The sequence below is a fragment of the Serratia sp. ME47 genome (assembly GCF_903970925.1).
GTDB classification, from domain to species: Bacteria; Pseudomonadota; Gammaproteobacteria; order Enterobacterales; family Enterobacteriaceae; genus Serratia; species Serratia ureilytica.
In genome coordinates, this window is the sequence record NZ_CAJCKE010000003.1 from 194,213 (window position 1) to 212,679 (window position 18,467).

Here is an 18,467-nt window from a genome sequence, read left to right on the forward strand (position 1 = left end):
TAACGGTGAGGGTAAGGAGAAGGTGAGTCATGGGTACGATCAGCGTCGCATGTTGCCAGTTGGCGTTGCGGGTAGGGGAAGCGGAACATAATCGGGCGCTGTCCGCCCAGGCGATCCGCCGGGCAGCGCAGCGTGGCGCCAACGTCATCGTGTTGCCGGAGTTGGTGAACAGCGGCTATGTGCTGCGCGACAAGGCGGAGGCGCGGGCGTTGGCCGAGGCCGAAGATGGGCCCAGCTTTAGCCTGTGGTGTGCCCTGGCGAGTGAGCTGGATGTGGCGATCGTCGCCGGTTTTTGCGAGCGCCTGCCCGAGGGGGAGGTGGCCAACAGCGCGGCGTTGATCGATGCGCAGGGGGTGAGGGCGATTTATCGCAAAGCACACCTGTGGCATGAAGAGAGTTCGATCTTTACCGCCGGCGATCGGCCGCCGCCGGTCGTCGAGACGCGCTTTGGCCGGTTGGCGGTGATGATCTGTTACGACCTCGAGTTTCCGGAGTGGGTGCGCTTGCCTGCGTTGGCCGGCGCTCAGCTGCTGTGTGCGCCGGTCAACTGGCCGCTGGCGCCGCGCCCGCAGGGCGAACGGCCGGCGGAGATGGTGAAGGCGCAGGCCAACGCCGCCGTCAATCGGCTGTTCATCGCGGTGTGCGATCGCTGCGAAACGGAGCGCGGCGTTGCGTGGATCGGCGGTTCGGTGATCGTCGACGCCGATGGCTATCCGTTGACGCAGAGCCTGACAGGCGAAGGCATGGTGCTGGCATCGATGGATATCGGCGCGGCCGATGACAAGCACATCGGCCGCCACAATCACGTGCATCGCGATCGGCGGCCGATGCTGTATTGAAGCGGCGGGGCGGCTGCTGATCCCAGCCGCCCCGCGATCGTTTTCGTCGGCGGGAAAAGCGCCGCTCAGGCGCTTACAGCCAGCCCGATTTCTTCAGTTTCTGATACAGAAAAATGCAGCCGACGGCGGTCACTCCCAGCGTGGCGTGATAGGCCCACGGGAACTTCAGTTCCGGCATGTCGGCGAAGTTCATCCCGTACAGGCTGAAGACCACCGTCGGGATGGCCAAAATCGCCCCCCAACCCGCCAGCCGTTTCACCACTTCGTTTTGTTTGACCGTCACCAGCGCCAGGTTGACGTGCATGGCGTTGGTCAGCATTTCGCGCATGTCGTCGATATTGCTGACCACCTGATGGGCGTGATCTTGCACGTCGCGCACGTAGGCGCGCAGCTCTTTCGGGATCACCTCTTCGTGCAGGCGGATCAGCTGGTTGCAGATTTCATCCATCGGCAGCGCGGCGTTGCGCAGCGCCAGCAGATGGCGGCGCAGGGTATAGACGTTCTCGATCGCCGCCTGATCGAACTCTGACTGAAACATGTTGGCTTCAATGTTCTCAATGGTGCTCTCGAAGCGCGCCACCACGCTGCGGTAGTTATCCACCACGAAGTCCAACACTGAATAGAGGGCGAAGCCCGGTCCGCGGCACATCTGCTTGTGGTTCTCTTCCGCCTTGGCGCGGATCGGCGCGTAACTGGGCGAAGCGCCGTGGCGCACCGTCACCAGAAAGTTTTTGCCGACGAAGAAGTGGGTCTCGCCATATTCGATTTCGTCGTGCTCGCCCCACTGCGCGGTTTTCACCACGATGAACAGCGAGTCGCCGTAGGTCTCCAGCTTCGGCCGCTGGTGCGCGCACAGCGCGTCTTCGATCGCCAAATCGTGCAGCCCGAACTCCTCCTGCACCTTGCGCATAAACGCCGGCTCCGGCTGCCTTAATCCCAGCCAGATGAAGGTGTCGGGCTGTTTGACCACCTCGCTGATATCGTCGATGGTCACTTCGCCCAGCCGTTGGCCGGCTTTGTACGCCACACAGTTCACCACCATGCTTTTGCTGTCCATCCGTCCATCCATTAATCAGTCAGCGTTTTGGTAAGTAAATAACACTCATGTTCTACCGGATACTCTTTCAGCGTCATTTGCAGCTGATAGCCGAGCTTTTCGTAGAACGGCCGCGCCTGAAAGCTGAAGGTGTCGAGGCGGGCGTAGCGGCAGCCGCGCGCCAGCGCCTCGTGCTCGGCGGCGCGCATCAGCCGGCCGCCGAGGCCGCTGCCGCGCTGGGTATCCGCCACCCATAGCCACTCGACGCTCAGCCAGTTGCCCCAGGTTTCGGCGGTCAGGCCGCCGATCACCGCGCCGGCTTCGTCGCGCGCATAGACGCTGAGCGGCTTGCGGTGGCTGGCGTCGATATGCGGCAGGTTGTAAGCGCGCAGGCCTTGCCTGATCGCATCGAGGGTTTGTTCGTCGATCGCGTCGGTAACGGTAATGTCCATTTTTCCTCCTGGGTAATGGATTAACTTAAGCACATGGCGGCTAAAAGGCAACCCGTTGAAATGTAATGCAAACGACCGCGGCCGCTGAGTGGGCTACACTAAACGGGTTATTTTATCTTCAGGAGGACGCCATGCCCCGATTGACTCTGCTGGCCGGTTTGCTGCTATGCAGCGGCCTGGCGCACGCCGCGCCGACGGTCAGCCAATTGCAGGACGGCCTGGAACACCCTTGGTCGCTGGCCTTCTTGCCGGCGGAACAAGGCCTGCTTATCACCGAACGGCCCGGCCGGCTGCGGCTGTGGCAGCAGGATAAAGGGCTGTCGCCGCCGATCGCCGGTGTGCCGCAGGTCTACGCCGAAGGGCAGGGCGGCCTGCTGGAGGTGCTGCCGGCGCCCGATTTCGCGGCCAGCCGCCGGGTGTATCTCAGCTTCGCCGAACCGGGCGAGGGCGGCAAAGCCGGCACGGCGGTCGGCTATGGCCGCCTGAGCGACGATGGCGCGCGGCTGGAAAACTTTAAGGTGATCTTCCGTCAGCAGCCCAAGCTGTCGGTCGGCAATCACTTCGGCGGCAAATTGGCGTTTGATCGGCAAGGCTACCTGTTTATCACGCTGGGCGAAAACAATCAGCGGCCGACGGCGCAAGAGACCGACAAACTGCAGGGCAAGCTGGTGCGGCTGACCGCCGAGGGCGCCGTGCCGCCGGACAACCCCTGGGTCGGCCAGGCAGGTAAACGCCCGGAGGTTTGGTCTTACGGCCATCGCAATCCGCAAGGGCTGGCGTTGAACCCGTGGAGCGGCGCAATCTGGGAGCATGAGCACGGCCCGCGCGGCGGCGATGAGCTCAACATCCCGCTGCCGGGTAAAAACTACGGCTGGCCGCTGGCCACCTACGGCATCAACTATTCCGGCCAGCCGATCCCCGAGGCGAAGGGGGAGCGGGTGCCCGGCACCGAACAACCGCTCCACTATTGGCGAGTTTCGCCCGGCCTCAGCGGCATGGCGTTCTATGATGGGCAGCGCTTCCCCGCCTGGCGGCACTCGCTGTTCATCGGCGCGCTGGCGCAAAAGGCACTGATTCGCCTGACGCTGAAGGGGGACAAGGTGGTGGCGGAAGAGCGGCTGCTGGGCGATCGCGGCGAACGCATCCGCGAGGTGCGCAGCGGGCCGGATGGCTACCTGTATCTGCTGACGGACGAACGGGACGGCAAGCTGCTGAAGGTCGGGGCGTCGTAACGCCCCGCACGCGTCAGGTGAGTGCGCTCATCACGCCGCGCTGGTAGGCCGGGCGTGCGCGCAGTTGCTGATACCAGCGCTCCATGTTCGGCCGCGGGCGGCGGGCGATCGGCATTTCGAACCAGGCGTAGGCGAAGCTGCCGAGCGGGATATCGCCGAAGCCGAACGCGTCGCCGGAGAGGTAAGGCTGGTGCGCCAGCGTCTGTTCAATGACGTCGAAGTGTTTTTCCAGCGTGGCGATCGCCGCTTCGATTTTCGCCATGTCGCGCAACTCCGGCGCAGTGCGGATCAGGCCCCAAAAGACGATGGTGAAGGCCGGAACGATGGTCGAGGTGGTCCAGTCCATCCATTTCTCGGCGGCGGCGCGCGCCTGCAGATCTTGCGGATAGAACGTCGCGTCGCCGAATTTCGCCGCCAGGTAGCGCACGATGGTGTTGGACTCCCACAGCACGAAGTCATCGTCCTGCAGCAGCGGCACCAAGCCGTTCGGGTTCAACGCGCGGTAACTCTCTTCGTTGACTTTGCCGAACGCCCCGCCGGCGTTGATGTGGGTGTAGTTGAGCCCCAATTCGGCGGCGCACCACAGCACCTTCCTGACGTTGTTCGAATTCTCACGACCCCAAATGGTCAGCATGGGATAACTCCGTTAGCGGATAATAAGGACCCTCTATACCTACGCCACAACGCGCTTTTTGTCACACCGCAGGGCACTTTTTGTCTGCCGCTCAGCGTTCCCAGCGGCACACTTCCCAGCCGCGCTCCGCCGCCAGCGCGCTCAGTTCGCTGTCGGGGTTGATCACCGTGGCGCTGTCGACGAATTGCAGCATCGCCTTGTCATTGAGAGAGTCGCTGTAGCCGTGGCTGTGCTCGAACTTCAGGTGCGGGTGCTGCGCCAGCCAGTGCTGCAGGCGGATCACCTTGCCCTGTTGATAGGTCATGGTGCCGTAGGTGTTGCCGGTGAAGCGGCCATCGCTGATTTCCACGCCGATCGCCAGCGCATCGTCGGCGCCGAGCTGTTCGGCGATCGGCGCCACCAGATGCTCGCCGGTGGCGGAGATCACCAGGATGCAGTCGCCGCGTTCGCGGTGCCACTGCAGGCGTTCGCGGGCGGCGGGATAGACGCGCGGCAGGATGTCGCGGCGGATGTAACGTTGCACCCAGCCGGCCACGGTTTGCACGCTCAGGCCGGCCAGCGGCGCCAGCGTGGCCTGCATGTAGTCCTCCATCGACAGCTTGCCCTGATAGTAGAGCTGCATCAGCTGCTGCTCCTGCAGTTCCAGCTCCGCCGGCGCGAACCCCTGGCCGACCAGCCAGCGGATCCACAGGCTGGCGCTGTCATCGTCAATCAGGGTTTCATCCAGGTCGAATAAGGCTAAATCCATCAGTATTTCTCCGGCAGGCAGGGTATGAGGTCGTTTACAGGATAGCGGATAGCGCACGTCGCCAGCCAGCGGCGTCGGCGAAATTGCGCAGAGCATAAGAAACATTGATGACGGTTTTGCGACAGTTTGTTGAACGTTTGCATAACTTAGAACGCAACAATATTGGCCGCTCCGGCGAGCGCGGTGATAACTATGAAGCAAATGCAGCTACCCGCTGGGGAGTGACAATGTTGATTATTCGCCTGTATGGCAGCCCGATCGTGATCGGGGAAGAAGAGGAACCGCATGATGACGCATCTGACGACGCAGAAGACGCTGCCGCTGCTGGATCTTTCGCAGCTTGACGGTGATGCGCGCCAACGGCGCGCCTTTCTCGACGATCTGCGCGCGGCGGCCCGCGACGTCGGTTTTTTCTATCTGCGTGGGCACGGCGTGGACGGCGCGCTGAATGCGCGGCTGCAGCACGCCGCGCGGCAATTTTTCGCCCTGCCGGAAGCCGACAAGCTGGCGGTGCAGATGGTGCATTCGCCGCACTTTCGCGGTTACAACCGGGCGGCGGCGGAACTCACGCGCGGGCAGCCTGACTGGCGCGAGCAGTTCGATATCGGCGCCGAGCGCCCGGCGCTGACGCTGTCTGATGACACGCCGCGCTGGGCGCGCCTGCAGGGGCCAAACCAGTGGCCGGCGGCGCTGCCGACGCTGAAACCGCTGCTGCTGCAGTGGCAACAGGCCATGACCGCCATGTCGCTGCGGCTGCTGCGCGCTTTCGCTTTGGCGCTGTCACTGCCGGAGCAGGCGTTCGATCGTTTGTACGGCGAGAAGCCCAACGAGCACATCAAACTTATCCGCTATCCGGGGCGGGACGCCACCGGCAGCGCACAGGGCGTCGGCGCGCACAAGGACTCCGGGTTTCTCAGCTTTTTGCTGCAGGACGCGCAAAAAGGGCTGCAGGTAGAGGTGAGCGAAGGGCAATGGATAGACGCGCAGCCGCGTGAAGACACCTTCGTGGTGAACATCGGCGAGCTGCTGGAGCTGGCGACCAACGGCTACCTGCGCGCCACGGTGCACCGGGTGGAAACGCCGCCGGCGGGGCGCGACAGGTTGTCGATCGCTTTCTTCCTCGGCGCGCGGCTGGACGCGGTGGTGCCGCTGTATCAACTGCCGCCGCAGCTGGCGGCGCAGGCGCGCGGCCCGGCCAGCGATCCGCTCAACCCGCTGTTTCGCGACGTGGGCGACAATTACCTGAAAGGGCGCATCCGCTCTCACCCCGATGTGGCGCACCGTTTTTATCAGGACGTCATCGGCGTCTGAACGCCGGGCGTAAAAAAGCCCGGCGCGTCGGCCGGGCTGATGGTGCGCTGATGCGGTGATTATTCCGCCAGCGCCTGCTGCAGATCGGCGATCAGATCTTCCACATCCTCAATCCCTACCGACAGGCGCACCAGCTGCGGCGTGATGCCGGTTTCCAGGCGCTGTTCCAGCGGAATGGAGGCGTGCGTCATGCTGAACGGCTGGCTGATCAGGCTTTCCACGCCGCCCAGGCTTTCCGCCAGGGTGAACAGGCGCGAACGCTGGATGACCCGGCGCGCATAGGCGTCGTCGCCTTTCAGCCGTACCGAGATCATGCCGCCGAAGCGCGTCATCTGGCGTGCCGCCAGCTCATGCTGCGGATGGCTCGGCAGGCCGGGGTAATAGACGTTTTCCACCTGCGGCTGGCTCTCCAGCCACTGGGCGATGCGCAGCGCGCTGTCGCTGTGGCGCTGCATGCGCAGTGCCAGAGTGCGAATGCCGCGCAGCGTCAGGAAGCTGCTGAACGGATCGAGAATGCCGCCGACCGCGTTTTGCAGGAAACCGAGCTGTTCCGCCAGCGCCGGGTTATTCCCCACCGCCGCGACGCCCGCCACCACATCGGAGTGGCCGTTAAGGTATTTGGTGGCGGAGTGCACCACCACGTCAAAGCCCAGATCCAGCGGACGTTGCAGATACGGCGAGGCGAAGGTGTTGTCCGCCACGCTGATGAGCTGATGCTTTTTGGCGATCGCGGCGATGGCGCTCAGATCCGCCAGCTTGAGCAGCGGGTTGGTCGGCGTTTCGACCCAGATCATTTTGGTATCCGGCTCGATCGCCTGTTCCAGCCCGGCGAGATCCGCCGGCGACACGTAAGTCACGCGCAGGCCGGCGGTGCGGCTGCGCACTTTTTCCAGCAGGCGATAGGTGCCGCCGTACAGGTCGTCTACCGCGATCAGGTGGCTGTCTTTATCGAGCAGCTCCAGCACCGTGGAGCAGGCCGCCAGACCGGAGGCGAAGGCGTAGCCGCGGCTGCCGCCTTCCAGTTCGGCGATGGCGCTTTCCAGCGCGGTGCGCGTCGGGTTGGCGCTGCGGGAATATTCATAGCCGGTATGTTCGCCCGGCGCCGGTTGGGCGTAGGTGGAGGTGGCGTAAATCGCCGGCATCACTGCGCCGGTCGCGTCCGGGGTGTAACCGGCGTGAACGGTCAACGTATCAAACTTGGCCATAATGGGTCCTTATTAACGTAATTTTTGGCGCCAGGCGTTAAGCACGTCTGTGCGGGTAATCAGGCCGAGGAAGCGCTCGCCGTCGAGCACCACCGCGACGTGGCCATGGTTGAAGGTGGCCTGTAATTCCTCGTAGCCGGCTTCCTTTTGCAGCGTATGGACCTGTTTGGTCATCGCGCTGCCGGCCGGCAGGCTGAAGTGGGTGGCGTCGGCCTGGACGGCGTTCAGCAGATCCCACTCATCGATCAGACCGACCACCCGATCGCCTTCCAGCACCGGCAGCTGAGAGATGTCGTACAGCCGCATGCGGGCGTGCACGATCGCCAACGTATCGTCCGGCGCGGCGGAAACGGCGGCGCCTTCGTCGTGGCGGTAGGCGATCAGATCGCGCAGATCGCCGTGCTGCGGTTTGCTCAGCAGACCCTGTTCCAGCATCCAGTGGTCGTTATACATTTTAGACAGGTATTTGTTGCCGCTGTCGCAGACGAAGGTCACCACCCGCTTGGGTTCGGTTTGCGCGCGGCAATAACGCAGGGCGGCGGCCAGCAGGGTGCCGGTGGAGGAGCCCGCCAGCACGCCTTCCTTACGCAGCAGCTCGCGCGCGGTGGTGAAGGCTTCGGCGTCGCCGATGCGGTAAGCATTGCGGACCTGGTCAAAGTCGCTGAGCGGCGGGACGAAGTCTTCGCCGATGCCTTCCACCAGCCAGCTGCCCGCTTCGCCGATGTGGCCGTTGTCGAGATAGTCCGCCAGTATTGAACCCGCAGGGTCGGCCAGCACGAATTCCGTCTGCGGCGAAACCTCGGCGAAATAGTGGCTCAGCCCGCCCAGCGTGCCGCCGGAGCCGACGCCGACCACGATGGCGTCCACGTCATGCTCCATTTGCCGCCACAGTTCGGGCGCGGTGGTGGTGGTATGGGCCGCCGGATTGGCCGGGTTGTTGAACTGATCGATATAAAAGGCGCCGGGGATCTCCCCGGCCAGACGTTTGGCGTAATCCTGATAGTAAGCCGGATGCCCTTTGCCGACGTCCGAGCGGGTCAGCAGCACTTCCACGCCCAGCGCGCGCAGGTGGAAGATCTTCTCGCGGCTCATCTTGTCTGGCACCACCAGCAGCAGCTTATAGCCTTTCAGCGCCGCTACCAGCGCCAACCCCAGGCCGGTATTGCCGGCGGTGGCTTCGATGATGGTGCCGCCCGGCTGCAGTTTGCCGTCGCGCTCGGCCTGTTCGATCATCGACAGCGCCACGCGGTCTTTGATCGAACCGCCGGGATTCTGGTTCTCCAGCTTGACGAACAGCCGGCATGGGCCGGTATCGAACTGGGTCAGTTCCAGCATCGGGGTATTGCCAATCATCTCGATGACGGAATGGGGGATTGCCATGACTCATCTCCAGGATTATTCGGTATAAAAGTCTTTGTGCGGATGATAGCGCTGAGGATAAGCGCTTTAAAAAGAACAAATAACGGTTCTATATGCCATTATGGAATATATTAATCTTTTTTAGACGTATGGATGCGCAGATGTTTAGCGGTGCAGATGCTTGGCCGTTTAGCCGTGGATGGGGGCGAATGTGCGCGTCTCGATGCTTTTTTGAACGATAAGTGCGTGCCTGCGTACAGTTATGTAAAAATGCTGAAAATTCACGCTAAACCCTGCAAAAATAAGATAAATCACATAAACTCACAGCAAGGGCATTTTCGGTGTGTTGTGTTACCCGCTACGGGCGCCGCAGGGGGTTGCGGCCGGCACGCGCGCACCGGGCCACTCTCGCTGGTTGGCTTAAAACGTGAACATGTTTGAAAGTTAACGCTATTTCAATGGTTTTGAATGGACACTCTGGCGACGTCATGATGAAAAAAAACTTATCCACTTCCCTGAAAAAACTGACCTTCAGCGTAGGCATCCTGTTGCTGGCCGCCCCGGCCGTACACGCGGCCGAGCCGCCGGCGCCGCCGCAGGTAGACGCCAAGGCCTTCATTCTGATGGACTACAACAGCGGCAAGGTGCTGACTGAAGGCAATGCCGATACGCGTCTCGATCCCGCCAGCCTGACCAAGATCATGTCCAGCTACGTGATCGGCCAGGCGATCAAGGCCGGCAAGATCAAGCCGGAAGACATGGTCACCGTCGGCAAAGACGCCTGGGCGCCCGGTAACCCGGCGCTGCGCGGCTCTTCGCTGATGTTCATCAAGCCGGGCGATCAGGTGCCGGTGCTGGAACTGAATAAGGGCATCGTGATCCAGTCCGGCAACGACGCCAGCATCGCGCTGGCGGACTACGTGGCGGGCAGCCAGGATTCGTTCGTCGGCCTGATGAACAACTACGCCAAATCCCTGGGCCTGCAGAATACCCACTTCCTGACGGTGCACGGCCTGGATGCGGAAGGGCAGTACAGCACCGCGCGCGACATGGCGCTGTTGAGTCAGGCGCTGATCCGCGACGTGCCGGACGAATACGCGCTGCATAAAGAGAAAGAGTTCACCTTCAACAAGATCCGCCAGATTAACCGCAACCGTCTGCTGTGGAGCAGCAACCTGAACGTTGACGGCATCAAGACCGGCTACACCAGCGGCGCCGGTCACAACCTGGTGGCGTCCGCCACCGACGGCCCGATGCGCCTGATCTCGGTGGTGCTGGGCGCGCCGAGCGATCGCGTGCGCTTTAGCGAAAGCGAAAAGCTGTTGACCTGGGGCTTCCGCTTCTATGAAACCGCGACGCCGATCAAGGCCGATAAACCATTCGTCACCCAGAAAGTGTGGTTCGGCGACGTCAGCGAAGTGCCGCTCGGCGTGGCGAAAGACGCCTCGGTCACCATTCCGAAAGGGCAGATGAAAAACCTGAAGGCCAGCTACAAGCTGACCCAACCGACGCTGGAAGCGCCGCTGGCGAAAAACCAGGTGGTCGGCACCATCGATTTCCAGCTGGATGGCAAAACCATCGAACAGCACCCGCTGGTGGTGATGCAAGAGGTGAAAGAGGGCAACTTCTTCAGCCGCATCTGGGATATGGTGATGATGAAGCTGAGCCAGTGGTTCGGCGGGATCTTCGGCTGAATAGCCTGATGTGAGGAGCGCCCCGGGCGCACCATCCTCGACCAAGCCGCAACGGAGACGTTGCGGCTTTTTTTTATTTTCAGTATCCGGCCGAAGCGGCGCTTTAAAAATAGTCCACCAGCATGGTGGCGCCGCTGGAGAAGTCGCCTTCCGCCAGGGTGACGGCGCTGTTTTTTACCGGCACCGCATCAAGCGTCGGCGGATTGGCGTAGTCGATGTTCAGCGGCGTATTGATGGCGAAGGCCTTACCGTTGGCCAACAGCTTGATGCCCAATCCAGTGACGCTGCTGGTCAACACGCTGTTGTCAAAGGCCGCCGCGCTGCCCATGATCTTCATTTTCAACTGGCGGCTGTTATCCAGAAACTCGCATTTGATGCTGTAATCGATGCGTTGCATATAGCGGCTGCCGTCGATGCGTTTGATGCCGACCTTGCCGAAGTCGATATCGATGGTGCGCCCGTCGTTGATCACGCAAGGCGGAGGCGCCACCACGGTGGCGGTGATGTTGACTTTGGTGCCCTGATCGGCGGCCTGAGCGGCCGAGCTAATCAACTCCAGCGCCAACAGCAGGGCGCAGCCCGTTTTTATCGTCATGTTCATTCTGGCTCCCGTCTCAAGGTGCGCTGAAGATCAGCGTGGCCGAGCCCGACAGCGGACCGGTGGCGATGCTGGTGTAAGGGACATTGTTCTTCACCGGCACAAAGGTGACGGTGTCGTTGCCCAGACCGTTGACGATGCGCGTTCTGAAGGCATTGTTGGGCTTTACCACCGCGCCGTTGTACACCATGGCCACGCCGACGTTGGGGTTGGTGGTCTTGATAAAATCGCTGGAGAATCCGCTGGCGTCGCTGACCATCCGGATCAGAATATCCTGCGTCGCACTCTGATCATCGCACTGGTAGCTGAGCGCTTTGTCCTGTTTGATCTGGGCGTCGTTGGCGCTCTGGGTCAGGAAGTCCTGGCGGATCTGACCAAAATCGACATTAATTTGCTGGCCGTTGTTGATGGTGCAACTGGTGGTGACGAAGTAGGCGTCGTTGTCGGCGATCAGGCGCCAGCGATAAACGCCGCACTGTGGGCAGCCCGGTTGATCGTTGGTCTGAATAAAGTTGATTTGGCCGATGACGTCACCCTTATTCACCTTGATGTCCGGCGTTGGGAAACGGTTCAACACGATATAGACCCGGATGGCGACAGACTGGGTCTGCAAGCCGGTGAGGCTGAGTACGCTGATGCCGGCAGGCACCGGGGAGTTATAGTCGCTGCCGTTGATGGTCGTGCCGCTGCCGATCGAGCCAAAAATCGCGCCGTTCATCGACAGCGCCGGGCTATCGGTTTTGAGATAGTCGTACCAGCTCGCGACGTCGTTTTTACAGGTGACCTGGCTGACGTTGACGATTTCGTTTTTGCCATAAGAAAGCTGCGGCCCGATGCGAACCCGGACGTCAACCGGCGTGGCCGATCCCCCCGGGGGAATAAGTCCGCCATCGGACGTGCGGCAAGTAAATGCGTTGGCGTTGCCAAACAGCAGGAAGAAAGAGAGTGCCAGGCAGCAACGTAAAAATAGCAGGGCTGTTTTTCTCACGATAATATCCCGATATATATAAATGGTGTGCGGCGTTACTCCGCAATGAAATATTGCCAATCAGGCCGGCTGGCCATATTTATTCCGTTAAAGGAGAGTGAGATGCATCTTTGTTGGGTATGCCGTTGTTATCGCCACCGCCCAGCAACGCGGTGGGATACCACCTCAACGAGTTGTTGATGGAGCCGTCTGTCACAATCACTTCTTGTCGGGCGACAAGATCCAATAACAGCCGTCGAGCCCGGTAAACACCGACGTTGACGGCATTGGCCAGTTGCCGTGTCGAAAGCCACTGCTGCTGTGGCGGCGGCCCGGCGACGGGACATTGACGGGGCGATTGCGCGAATAATGTTTGCAGCAGATCGTGCTGCAATTGCCGTATTTCCTTTTGTTTCGGAGATAACGCTTCCATAGCACTTCCTCTGTATTCCGATTGCCGTATTCCTAAGAAAAAACAAACATTCGCCGTCTACCAACAACGAGGTAAAACGCGAACAAAGAAAATTCCTATCTATTTATCAGGATTGAAAAAAAAGGCGTTGCCCGCCCCGTTTTTACCTATGTTCAGGCAGGGGTGGCGTCACGCAGAAACCTAAAATTTTGGTTTATTATATTCACAAAGTGCCACTTTGCGATCTGATTACTTGTGAATCTCGCAAAAACAGGATATTGCTCTATAAAAGTATTTTTTACGATCTATGAGCCTAAAAATAACAGTAAATTAACTTTAATTAGGAAATAAATTGCGAATGTTCGCCTTGATCAAAAAAAGCCTTTTTTTGCTGAGAGGCATTTGCCAGAATATTCATCGCCGGACAAGAAGGGCGGATTAGAAAGTATTGGCCCCTGCTCGTTGTGGTTTCGTTTATTTTTATAGGACGAATTCATTAATGGGTGGGCCGCTGCAGACTTACCGTTATCGACTTTTTATTGTCGGTGCCTTTGGGTTTTGGCAGTTAACCAACTAGCAAGATGCTAAAGAATCAGGGCTGCGCACATATAAGCGCGAGCAGGTTTGCTGTTGCTCTTTTTCTTGATTGGAATATGCATTTTTTCTTATAAGGAATATAGGTTCTATGAAACTTAACAAAATCATGATGGCTGCAGTGATTGCATTTGGCGCAAGTTCTTTTGCACAGGCAGCCGATCAGGGACACGGTAAGGTCACTTTCACGGGCTCTATTATTGATGCGCCATGCTCTATTGCGCCTGAGTCGATCGATCAGACCGTAGATCTGGGCCAGGTGTCCAACGTGGCGTTGAAAAACGGCGGCAAATCCAACCCGCGTCCGTTTGAAATCAAGCTGGAGCAGTGCGACATCACCACCCTGAAAACCGTTAAAACCACCTTCAGCGGCGTAGCATCGTCTACCGATAAGGATCTGCTGGGCATCGCGGGCACCGCCAGCGGCGCCGGCGTAGCCATCTCTTACAACGGCCAGCCGATCAAATTGGGTGAAGCGACTACCGCGCAGACCCTGAACACCGGCAACAACACCCTGCATTTCGCCGCCTACCTGCAGGGCGAAGGCGCTTCCGCCGCCATCGTTCCGGGCGACTTCACCGCCGTAGCCGATTTCACCCTGGCTTATCAGTAAGTGAGTCCGAAGGCTTAATCAACCAGGCATGGGGCTCGCCGCATGCCTGGTGAATCTCCCTGTCAAAGGAATGTCGCGATGTTTTTACCAAGGAATCGAGCGGGTGCCGTTCTTTTGGCGTCGTTGGCGTTTGCGCCCGGCTATGCAACTTCCGCCGCGCAGGGGTGGGGCAAGGTCAGCATGCACGGCGCCATTATCGACACCGCCTGCGCCATTGCCGCCGGCAGCCGCGATCAGACGATCGATATGGACACTCTTCCTCTCGGGCAGATCATTCGTGACGGCCAGGGGATGACCAAACCTTTCAGTATTGAATTGGTCAACTGCATTTTGGAACGGCCGGAAAATAAACCTGATTGGAAATTCTTTCAGGTCACGTTTGATGGTTATGCGGAAGGCGCTCTGTTTGGCGTACAGGGCGAGGCGCGCGGCGTCGCATTGAAGATAAAAGACAGCAACGGCACGCCGGTTATTCCAGGGAAACCCTTACCGATGGAAGGAATAATACCGGGAAATAGAGTGCTGAATTATTCCATGACGTTGATGCCGAATCATCAGCCGTTGAAGGCGGGAGCGTATTTTTCCACAGTGCGTTTTAAGCTGGATTATTTTTGATTTTTTCTCGTACTGACGGTTAATTCGTTATTGAAAGGACTTTTATTATGCTTTCACCGGCAGGGAAGTTATTTCGTCTTCAAGCTTTGGGGCTTTGTGTTGCCCTTTCTCTGGGAAATCCGATCGCGTTGGTCTATGCCGCCGACGTTATTCAATTCAATACTGACGTATTAGACATCAACGATCGTAAAAATATCGATCTGAGCCAATTTACGCGCAGCGGCTACATCATGCCGGGCGTTTATACCATGGTGGTGCACGTCAATAAGAACGACCTGCCGGAACAGCCGGTGACGTTTTTGGCGCCTGAGAACGATCCTAAAGGCAGCGAAGCCTGTCTTTCACCGGCATTGGTCAACCAACTGGGGCTGAAAGAAAAGCTGTTAAGCACGCTGAACTGGACACACGGCGGCCGCTGCCTTGACGCCTCCAGTCTGGCAGGGATGGAAGCGCGCGGCGATCTCGCCAGTTCCGCGCTGTATCTCAACATCCCACAGGCCTATCTGGAGTACAGCTCGGAAAACTGGGATCCGCCTTCGCGCTGGGATGACGGTATTCCCGGGCTGCTGTTTGACTATAACGTCAACGCCCAAACGCAAAAGCACCAGAAAGGCGGCAGCAGCTACAGCCTGAGCGGCAACGGCACCGGCGGCGCCAACCTGGGCGCCTGGCGCCTGCGCGCCGACTGGCAGGCCAACCTCAACCACCAGACCGGATCTTCTCAGCCGACTGACAAACAGTTCGACTGGAGCCGCTATTACGCCTATCGGGCGATCCCGGCGCTGCGTTCGCGGCTGACGATGGGGGAGGATTACCTGAACTCCGACATTTTCGACAGCCTGCGCTTTACCGGCGTCAGTCTGCGATCCGACGACAGCATGTTGCCGCCCAACCTGCGCGGCTATGCGCCGGAAGTGACCGGCGTGGCGAAAACCAACGCCAAGGTGGTGGTCAGCCAGCAAGGGCGCGTGCTGTATGAAACGCAAGTGGCGGCGGGGCCGTTCCGCATTCAGGACATCAACGACGCCGTTTCCGGCGAGCTGGACGTGCGCGTCGAAGAGCAGGACGGCAGTGTGCAGGAGTTCAAGATGAACACCGCCAACATTCCTTACCTGACGCGCCCGGGCACGGTGCGTTACAAGCTGGCGACGGGCAAACCGTCGGAGTGGGGGCATCACCTGCGCGGGCCGATGTTCGGCACCGGCGAGTTCTCCTGGGGCATCAGCAACGGCTGGTCGCTGTACGGCGGTGGCATCGCCGGCGGCGATTACAACGCGCTGTCGCTGGGGATCGGGCGCGATCTGATGGCGCTGGGGGCGCTGTCGTTCGACGCCACGCAGTCGCGCGCGCGTTTGCCGCAGGAGGGCACGCTTACCGGCGGTTCGTATCGGTTGAGCTATTCGAAGAACTTCGATGAATACGACAGCCAGGTCACCTTCGCCGGTTACCGCTTCTCCCAGGAGGACTTCATGAGCATGGGGGACTACCTCGATGCGCGTTACGAAGGGGGACGCAGCGGCAAGAGCAAGGAGATGTACACCATCACCTTCAACAAACAGTTCCGCGATCTGGGGCTCAGCACCTATCTCAACTACAGCCACCAAACCTATTGGGATCGGGCGCCGAACGATCGTTACAACCTGATGGTATCGCGCTACTTCGATATCGGCGATTTCAAGAACGTCAGCGTATCGCTGTCGGCCTATCGCAACCGTTACAACGAGCGCAACGACGACGGGATGTACCTGTCGTTGTCGCTGCCCTGGGGCAGCGCCGGGACGCTCAGTTACAACATGACGCTCGATCGTGAAGAGAACGCTCATCGGGTCGGTTACTACAACCGGGTCGATGAACACAACAACTATCAGATCAGCGCGGGCGCCGCGCGCAGTGGGGCGACCGCCAGCGGGTATTACAGCCATCAGGGCGATATGGCGCAGATCAACGCCAACGCCAGCTACCAGGCCGGTCGCTACAGCGCCGTCGGCATCGGCGCGCAGGGCGGCCTGACGATGGCGGCGGAAGGGGCGGTGCTGCATCGCGTCAATACGCCGGGCGGCACGCGCTTGCTGCTCGATACCGAAGGCGTCGCCGGTGTGCCGGTGCGTGGCTACGGCAGTACGGTGCTGACCAACCGTTACGGCAAGGCGGTGGTGGCGGATGTGAACAGCTACTACCGCAACAAGGCCAGCATCGATCTCAACAGCCTGGGCGACAACGTCGAGGCGACGCGTTCCGTGGTGCAGGCCACGTTGACCGAGGGCGCCATCGGCTACCGCAAGTTCGAGGTGATTGCCGGCGAGAAGGCGATGGCGATCGTCAAGCTGGCGGACGGCAGTGAGCCGCCGTTTGGCGCCACGGTGCTGAATGCCCGCAAACAGGAGACCGGCATCATCAATGACGGCGGCAGCGTTTACCTGTCGGGCCTCAACCCCGGCGAGCGCATGAGCGTGCACTGGAACGGCGCGGCGCAGTGTGAAATCCAGCTGCCGGCGCCGTTGCCGGCCGAAATGCTGATGAACACGTTGCTGCTGCCTTGCCGTCCTCTCACCGGTAACAAGCCGGCGGAGAACGTCAACTGATACCCCCGGCGGAGCGTGCTTCGCCGCTAAACCGCCGGGGCGGAATCGCCCGCCTTCGGCTGACTGGAACCGTGAAGACATGATGAATCTGACTATGACCAGAAAGACCGTTTCCCTTTTGAGCTCGCTCGCCGCCGCGTTGACGATCGGCGCGATCGGCCTGCCCGCCCATGCGGCTATCGCGCTGGATCGCACGCGCGTGATTTTCGACGGCGACCAGAAAACGGTCAGCCTCAACATCAGCAATCAGAATAAGCAATTGCCCTATCTGGCCCAGGGGTGGATTGAAGACGATCGCGGCAACAAGATCCAAAGCCCTTTCACCGTGCTGCCGCCGGTGCAGCGGGTGGAGCCGGGCAAACCGAGCCAGGTGAAGATCCAGTCGCTGCCGGCGGCGCGTCAGCTGCCGCAGGACAGGGAGACGCTGTATTACTTCAACCTGCGCGAGATCCCGCCGCGCAGCAATAAGCCGAACACGCTGCAGATAGCGTTGCAGACGCGCATCAAAATGTTTTATCGCCCGGCGGCGCTCGCCCCGAAAAAGAACGCCGCACCGTGGCAGGAGCAGCTGACGCTGACCCGGCAGGGTGACAAGTACGTGGTGAACAATCCGACCCCGTATTACGTGACGATCGTTGAGGCGAGCGCCGGCAAGGGCGGGAAAGAGGCCGCCGGCTTTGAACCGTTGATGGTGGCGCCGAAGGCCAGCGCCTCGCTGAACGTCTCAGCCGCGAGCCTCGGCAGCGGCCCGTCGCTGGCGTACATCAACGATTACGGTGGTCGGCCGCAGTTGAACTTCCGCTGCGCCGGCAATGCCTGCCAGGTCGTGCCGGTCGCCAAATGACGCGCCGCGCGCAAGCAGGGAAGACCAAGTCATGAACACAGCGGAGTGAACGAATCATGCAACGAAAGAACCCCATGCTGTTGGGAAAGGCCTATGAACGTCATCAGCGACGCACTATTGGGCTGACGGTGTTGGCCGCGCTGATGGTGCCGCTGACGGCGGGCACGATGCTGATGCTGATGCCGCCGGCCCGCGCGGTGGATAACTGGGACGTTGAGGGGGCGAACGGCACGCTCCACGTCTACGGCGCGTTAACGGAAAGCGCCTGCAGTCTGGAAATGACCACCGCCCGCCAGGAGGTATGGCTGGGCGAGACGGGAACGGCGCACTTCCAGCGCCCGGGCGATCGCGGCACGCCGGTCGCCTTCGAGCTGACGCTGAAAGACTGCCTGCGGGCGCCGGCGAGCAACCGCGACGCCTGGACCGGGGTGCTGGCCTGGAGCGGCAGCCAGCCTGCGGTGTCCGTCGCGTTTTCCGCGCCGATGGATGACGACGCGCCGGGTCTGGTCAGGGTCGCCGGCGTCACCGGTTTGGGGTTGCAGTTGGCGGATGCCCGCGGTCTGCCGGTCCGCCTCGGCGCGCGCAACAAACCGGTATTGCTGACGCCGGGACAAAACACCCTGACGTATACGGTGACGCCGGTGCGCACTCCGGCGACGCTGAGCGCCGGCGCTTACCGCGCGGCGATCGATTTCCGTCTTTATTACGACTAATACGCCGCTTGCGCCTGGC

Annotated in this window: 19 protein-coding genes; 10 read left to right on the forward strand and 9 right to left on the reverse strand. The window is 60.5% G+C overall.

From position 1 onward, the window contains the following. The first annotated feature begins 29 nt into the window (after positions 1–29). On the forward strand, positions 30–839 hold the full coding sequence (locus H7A77_RS04860) for a nitrilase-related carbon-nitrogen hydrolase (RefSeq protein WP_182073882.1): 810 nt from the start codon (positions 30–32) through the stop codon (positions 837–839). Positions 840–912: 73 nt separating this feature from the next. Here the strand turns inward: H7A77_RS04860 and H7A77_RS04865 are convergent, their stop codons facing one another. After that, positions 913–1,896 (reverse strand): magnesium and cobalt transport protein CorA, encoded by a 984-nt coding sequence (locus tag H7A77_RS04865; RefSeq protein ID WP_033642493.1) that lies wholly within the window; start codon positions 1,894–1,896, stop codon positions 913–915. A gap of 11 nt (positions 1,897–1,907) precedes the next feature. Further along, positions 1,908–2,327, reverse strand: coding sequence for a GNAT family N-acetyltransferase (locus tag H7A77_RS04870; protein ID WP_182073883.1), 420 nt, complete (start codon positions 2,325–2,327; stop codon positions 1,908–1,910). Between the two features lie 131 nt (positions 2,328–2,458). Between H7A77_RS04870 and H7A77_RS04875 the strand changes: the two genes are divergently transcribed. Continuing rightward, positions 2,459–3,559 (forward strand): PQQ-dependent sugar dehydrogenase, encoded by a 1,101-nt coding sequence (locus H7A77_RS04875; protein WP_033642495.1) that lies wholly within the window; start codon positions 2,459–2,461, stop codon positions 3,557–3,559. Positions 3,560–3,572: 13 nt separating this feature from the next. Here H7A77_RS04875 and H7A77_RS04880 read toward each other — a convergent pair whose 3' ends face one another. After that, positions 3,573–4,193, reverse strand: coding sequence for a glutathione S-transferase family protein (locus H7A77_RS04880; protein WP_172756117.1), 621 nt, complete (start codon positions 4,191–4,193; stop codon positions 3,573–3,575). Between the two features lie 91 nt (positions 4,194–4,284). Next, entirely contained in the window at positions 4,285–4,941 is a 657-nt protein-coding gene (locus H7A77_RS04885) for an HAD family phosphatase (RefSeq protein WP_033642497.1), read from the reverse strand. Between the two features lie 107 nt (positions 4,942–5,048). Here H7A77_RS04885 and H7A77_RS04890 point away from each other — a divergent pair, with 107 nt between their 5' ends. Continuing rightward, the gene (locus H7A77_RS04890; protein WP_071845076.1) at positions 5,049–5,285 is read left to right on the forward strand and encodes a hypothetical protein; all 237 of its coding nucleotides are present in this window, start codon (positions 5,049–5,051) and stop codon (positions 5,283–5,285) included. Continuing rightward, complete coding sequence (locus tag H7A77_RS04895; protein WP_033644235.1) at positions 5,230–6,252, forward strand: isopenicillin N synthase family oxygenase; 1,023 nt, start codon at positions 5,230–5,232, stop codon at positions 6,250–6,252. Before H7A77_RS04890 ends, H7A77_RS04895 begins: the two co-directional genes overlap by 56 nt. A 59-nt stretch (positions 6,253–6,311) precedes the next feature. Here the strand turns inward: H7A77_RS04895 and H7A77_RS04900 are convergent, their stop codons facing one another. Both H7A77_RS04900 and H7A77_RS04905 read right to left on the reverse strand, forming a co-directional pair. After that, a complete protein-coding gene (locus H7A77_RS04900) occupies positions 6,312–7,457 on the reverse strand; it encodes a PLP-dependent aspartate aminotransferase family protein (RefSeq protein WP_033642498.1) in 1,146 nt (381 codons plus the stop codon). Positions 7,458–7,469: 12 nt separating this feature from the next. Next, on the reverse strand, positions 7,470–8,837 hold the full coding sequence (locus tag H7A77_RS04905; protein WP_117286969.1) for a cystathionine beta-synthase: 1,368 nt from the start codon (positions 8,835–8,837) through the stop codon (positions 7,470–7,472). Positions 8,838–9,304: 467 nt separating this feature from the next. Here H7A77_RS04905 and H7A77_RS04910 point away from each other — a divergent pair, with 467 nt between their 5' ends. Further along, the gene (locus tag H7A77_RS04910; RefSeq protein ID WP_033633487.1) at positions 9,305–10,510 is read left to right on the forward strand and encodes a serine hydrolase; all 1,206 of its coding nucleotides are present in this window, start codon (positions 9,305–9,307) and stop codon (positions 10,508–10,510) included. Positions 10,511–10,613: 103 nt separating this feature from the next. On the opposite strand, the gene H7A77_RS04915 is transcribed toward H7A77_RS04910, so the two are convergent. The 3 genes from H7A77_RS04915 to H7A77_RS04925 all read right to left on the reverse strand — a co-directional run bounded on the left by H7A77_RS04915 (position 10,614) and on the right by H7A77_RS04925 (position 12,508). Further along, on the reverse strand, positions 10,614–11,105 hold the full coding sequence (locus H7A77_RS04915) for a fimbrial protein (protein ID WP_226772988.1): 492 nt from the start codon (positions 11,103–11,105) through the stop codon (positions 10,614–10,616). A 19-nt stretch (positions 11,106–11,124) separates the two neighbouring features. After that, positions 11,125–11,943 carry a fimbrial protein gene (locus H7A77_RS04920; RefSeq protein WP_033644236.1) on the reverse strand — a complete coding sequence of 273 codons (819 nt, stop codon included), beginning with the start codon at positions 11,941–11,943 and terminating at the stop codon, positions 11,125–11,127. Positions 11,944–12,175: 232 nt separating this feature from the next. After that, a complete protein-coding gene (locus tag H7A77_RS04925; RefSeq protein ID WP_046686743.1) occupies positions 12,176–12,508 on the reverse strand; it encodes a hypothetical protein in 333 nt (110 codons plus the stop codon). 664 nt (positions 12,509–13,172) lie between these two features. On the opposite strand from H7A77_RS04925, the gene H7A77_RS04930 reads away from it, so the two are divergent. The 5 genes from H7A77_RS04930 (at position 13,173) to H7A77_RS04950 (ending at position 18,448) form a co-directional block, all read left to right on the forward strand. Beyond that, positions 13,173–13,694: a fimbrial protein gene (locus H7A77_RS04930; RefSeq protein ID WP_025302212.1), complete on the forward strand. Its 522-nt coding sequence runs from the start codon at positions 13,173–13,175 to the stop codon at positions 13,692–13,694. Positions 13,695–13,772: 78 nt separating this feature from the next. Continuing rightward, positions 13,773–14,309 carry a fimbrial protein gene (locus H7A77_RS04935; RefSeq protein ID WP_033642500.1) on the forward strand — a complete coding sequence of 179 codons (537 nt, stop codon included), beginning with the start codon at positions 13,773–13,775 and terminating at the stop codon, positions 14,307–14,309. A 47-nt stretch (positions 14,310–14,356) separates the two neighbouring features. Beyond that, a complete protein-coding gene (locus H7A77_RS04940) occupies positions 14,357–16,891 on the forward strand; it encodes an outer membrane usher protein (RefSeq protein ID WP_182073884.1) in 2,535 nt (844 codons plus the stop codon). A 79-nt stretch (positions 16,892–16,970) separates the two neighbouring features. Then, positions 16,971–17,735, forward strand: coding sequence for a fimbria/pilus periplasmic chaperone (locus H7A77_RS04945; RefSeq protein WP_182073885.1), 765 nt, complete (start codon positions 16,971–16,973; stop codon positions 17,733–17,735). Between the two features lie 74 nt (positions 17,736–17,809). Beyond that, positions 17,810–18,448, forward strand: a complete 639-nt coding sequence (locus H7A77_RS04950; protein WP_182073919.1) for a fimbrial protein — start codon at positions 17,810–17,812, stop codon at positions 18,446–18,448. Positions 18,449–18,467: the final 19 nt, after the last annotated feature.

What these genes read in the sequence shown, in the direction of transcription:
- H7A77_RS04860 (WP_182073882.1), top strand. Translation starts at nt 30, where the DNA reads ATGGGTACGATCAGCGTCGCATGTTGCCAGTTGGCGTTGCGGGTAGGG.
- H7A77_RS04865 (WP_033642493.1), bottom strand. Translation starts at nt 1,896, where the DNA reads ATGGACAGCAAAAGCATGGTGGTGAACTGTGTGGCGTACAAAGCCGGC.
- H7A77_RS04870 (WP_182073883.1), bottom strand. Translation starts at nt 2,327, where the DNA reads ATGGACATTACCGTTACCGACGCGATCGACGAACAAACCCTCGATGCG.
- H7A77_RS04875 (WP_033642495.1), top strand. Translation starts at nt 2,459, where the DNA reads ATGCCCCGATTGACTCTGCTGGCCGGTTTGCTGCTATGCAGCGGCCTG.
- H7A77_RS04880 (WP_172756117.1), bottom strand. Translation starts at nt 4,193, where the DNA reads ATGCTGACCATTTGGGGTCGTGAGAATTCGAACAACGTCAGGAAGGTG.
- H7A77_RS04885 (WP_033642497.1), bottom strand. Translation starts at nt 4,941, where the DNA reads ATGGATTTAGCCTTATTCGACCTGGATGAAACCCTGATTGACGATGAC.
- H7A77_RS04890 (WP_071845076.1), top strand. Translation starts at nt 5,049, where the DNA reads ATGACGGTTTTGCGACAGTTTGTTGAACGTTTGCATAACTTAGAACGC.
- H7A77_RS04895 (WP_033644235.1), top strand. Translation starts at nt 5,230, where the DNA reads ATGACGCATCTGACGACGCAGAAGACGCTGCCGCTGCTGGATCTTTCG.
- H7A77_RS04900 (WP_033642498.1), bottom strand. Translation starts at nt 7,457, where the DNA reads ATGGCCAAGTTTGATACGTTGACCGTTCACGCCGGTTACACCCCGGAC.
- H7A77_RS04905 (WP_117286969.1), bottom strand. Translation starts at nt 8,837, where the DNA reads ATGGCAATCCCCCATTCCGTCATCGAGATGATTGGCAATACCCCGATG.
- H7A77_RS04910 (WP_033633487.1), top strand. Translation starts at nt 9,305, where the DNA reads ATGATGAAAAAAAACTTATCCACTTCCCTGAAAAAACTGACCTTCAGC.
- H7A77_RS04915 (WP_226772988.1), bottom strand. Translation starts at nt 11,105, where the DNA reads ATGACGATAAAAACGGGCTGCGCCCTGCTGTTGGCGCTGGAGTTGATT.
- H7A77_RS04925 (WP_046686743.1), bottom strand. Translation starts at nt 12,508, where the DNA reads ATGGAAGCGTTATCTCCGAAACAAAAGGAAATACGGCAATTGCAGCAC.
- H7A77_RS04930 (WP_025302212.1), top strand. Translation starts at nt 13,173, where the DNA reads ATGAAACTTAACAAAATCATGATGGCTGCAGTGATTGCATTTGGCGCA.
- H7A77_RS04935 (WP_033642500.1), top strand. Translation starts at nt 13,773, where the DNA reads ATGTTTTTACCAAGGAATCGAGCGGGTGCCGTTCTTTTGGCGTCGTTG.
- H7A77_RS04940 (WP_182073884.1), top strand. Translation starts at nt 14,357, where the DNA reads ATGCTTTCACCGGCAGGGAAGTTATTTCGTCTTCAAGCTTTGGGGCTT.
- H7A77_RS04945 (WP_182073885.1), top strand. Translation starts at nt 16,971, where the DNA reads ATGATGAATCTGACTATGACCAGAAAGACCGTTTCCCTTTTGAGCTCG.
- H7A77_RS04950 (WP_182073919.1), top strand. Translation starts at nt 17,810, where the DNA reads ATGCTGTTGGGAAAGGCCTATGAACGTCATCAGCGACGCACTATTGGG.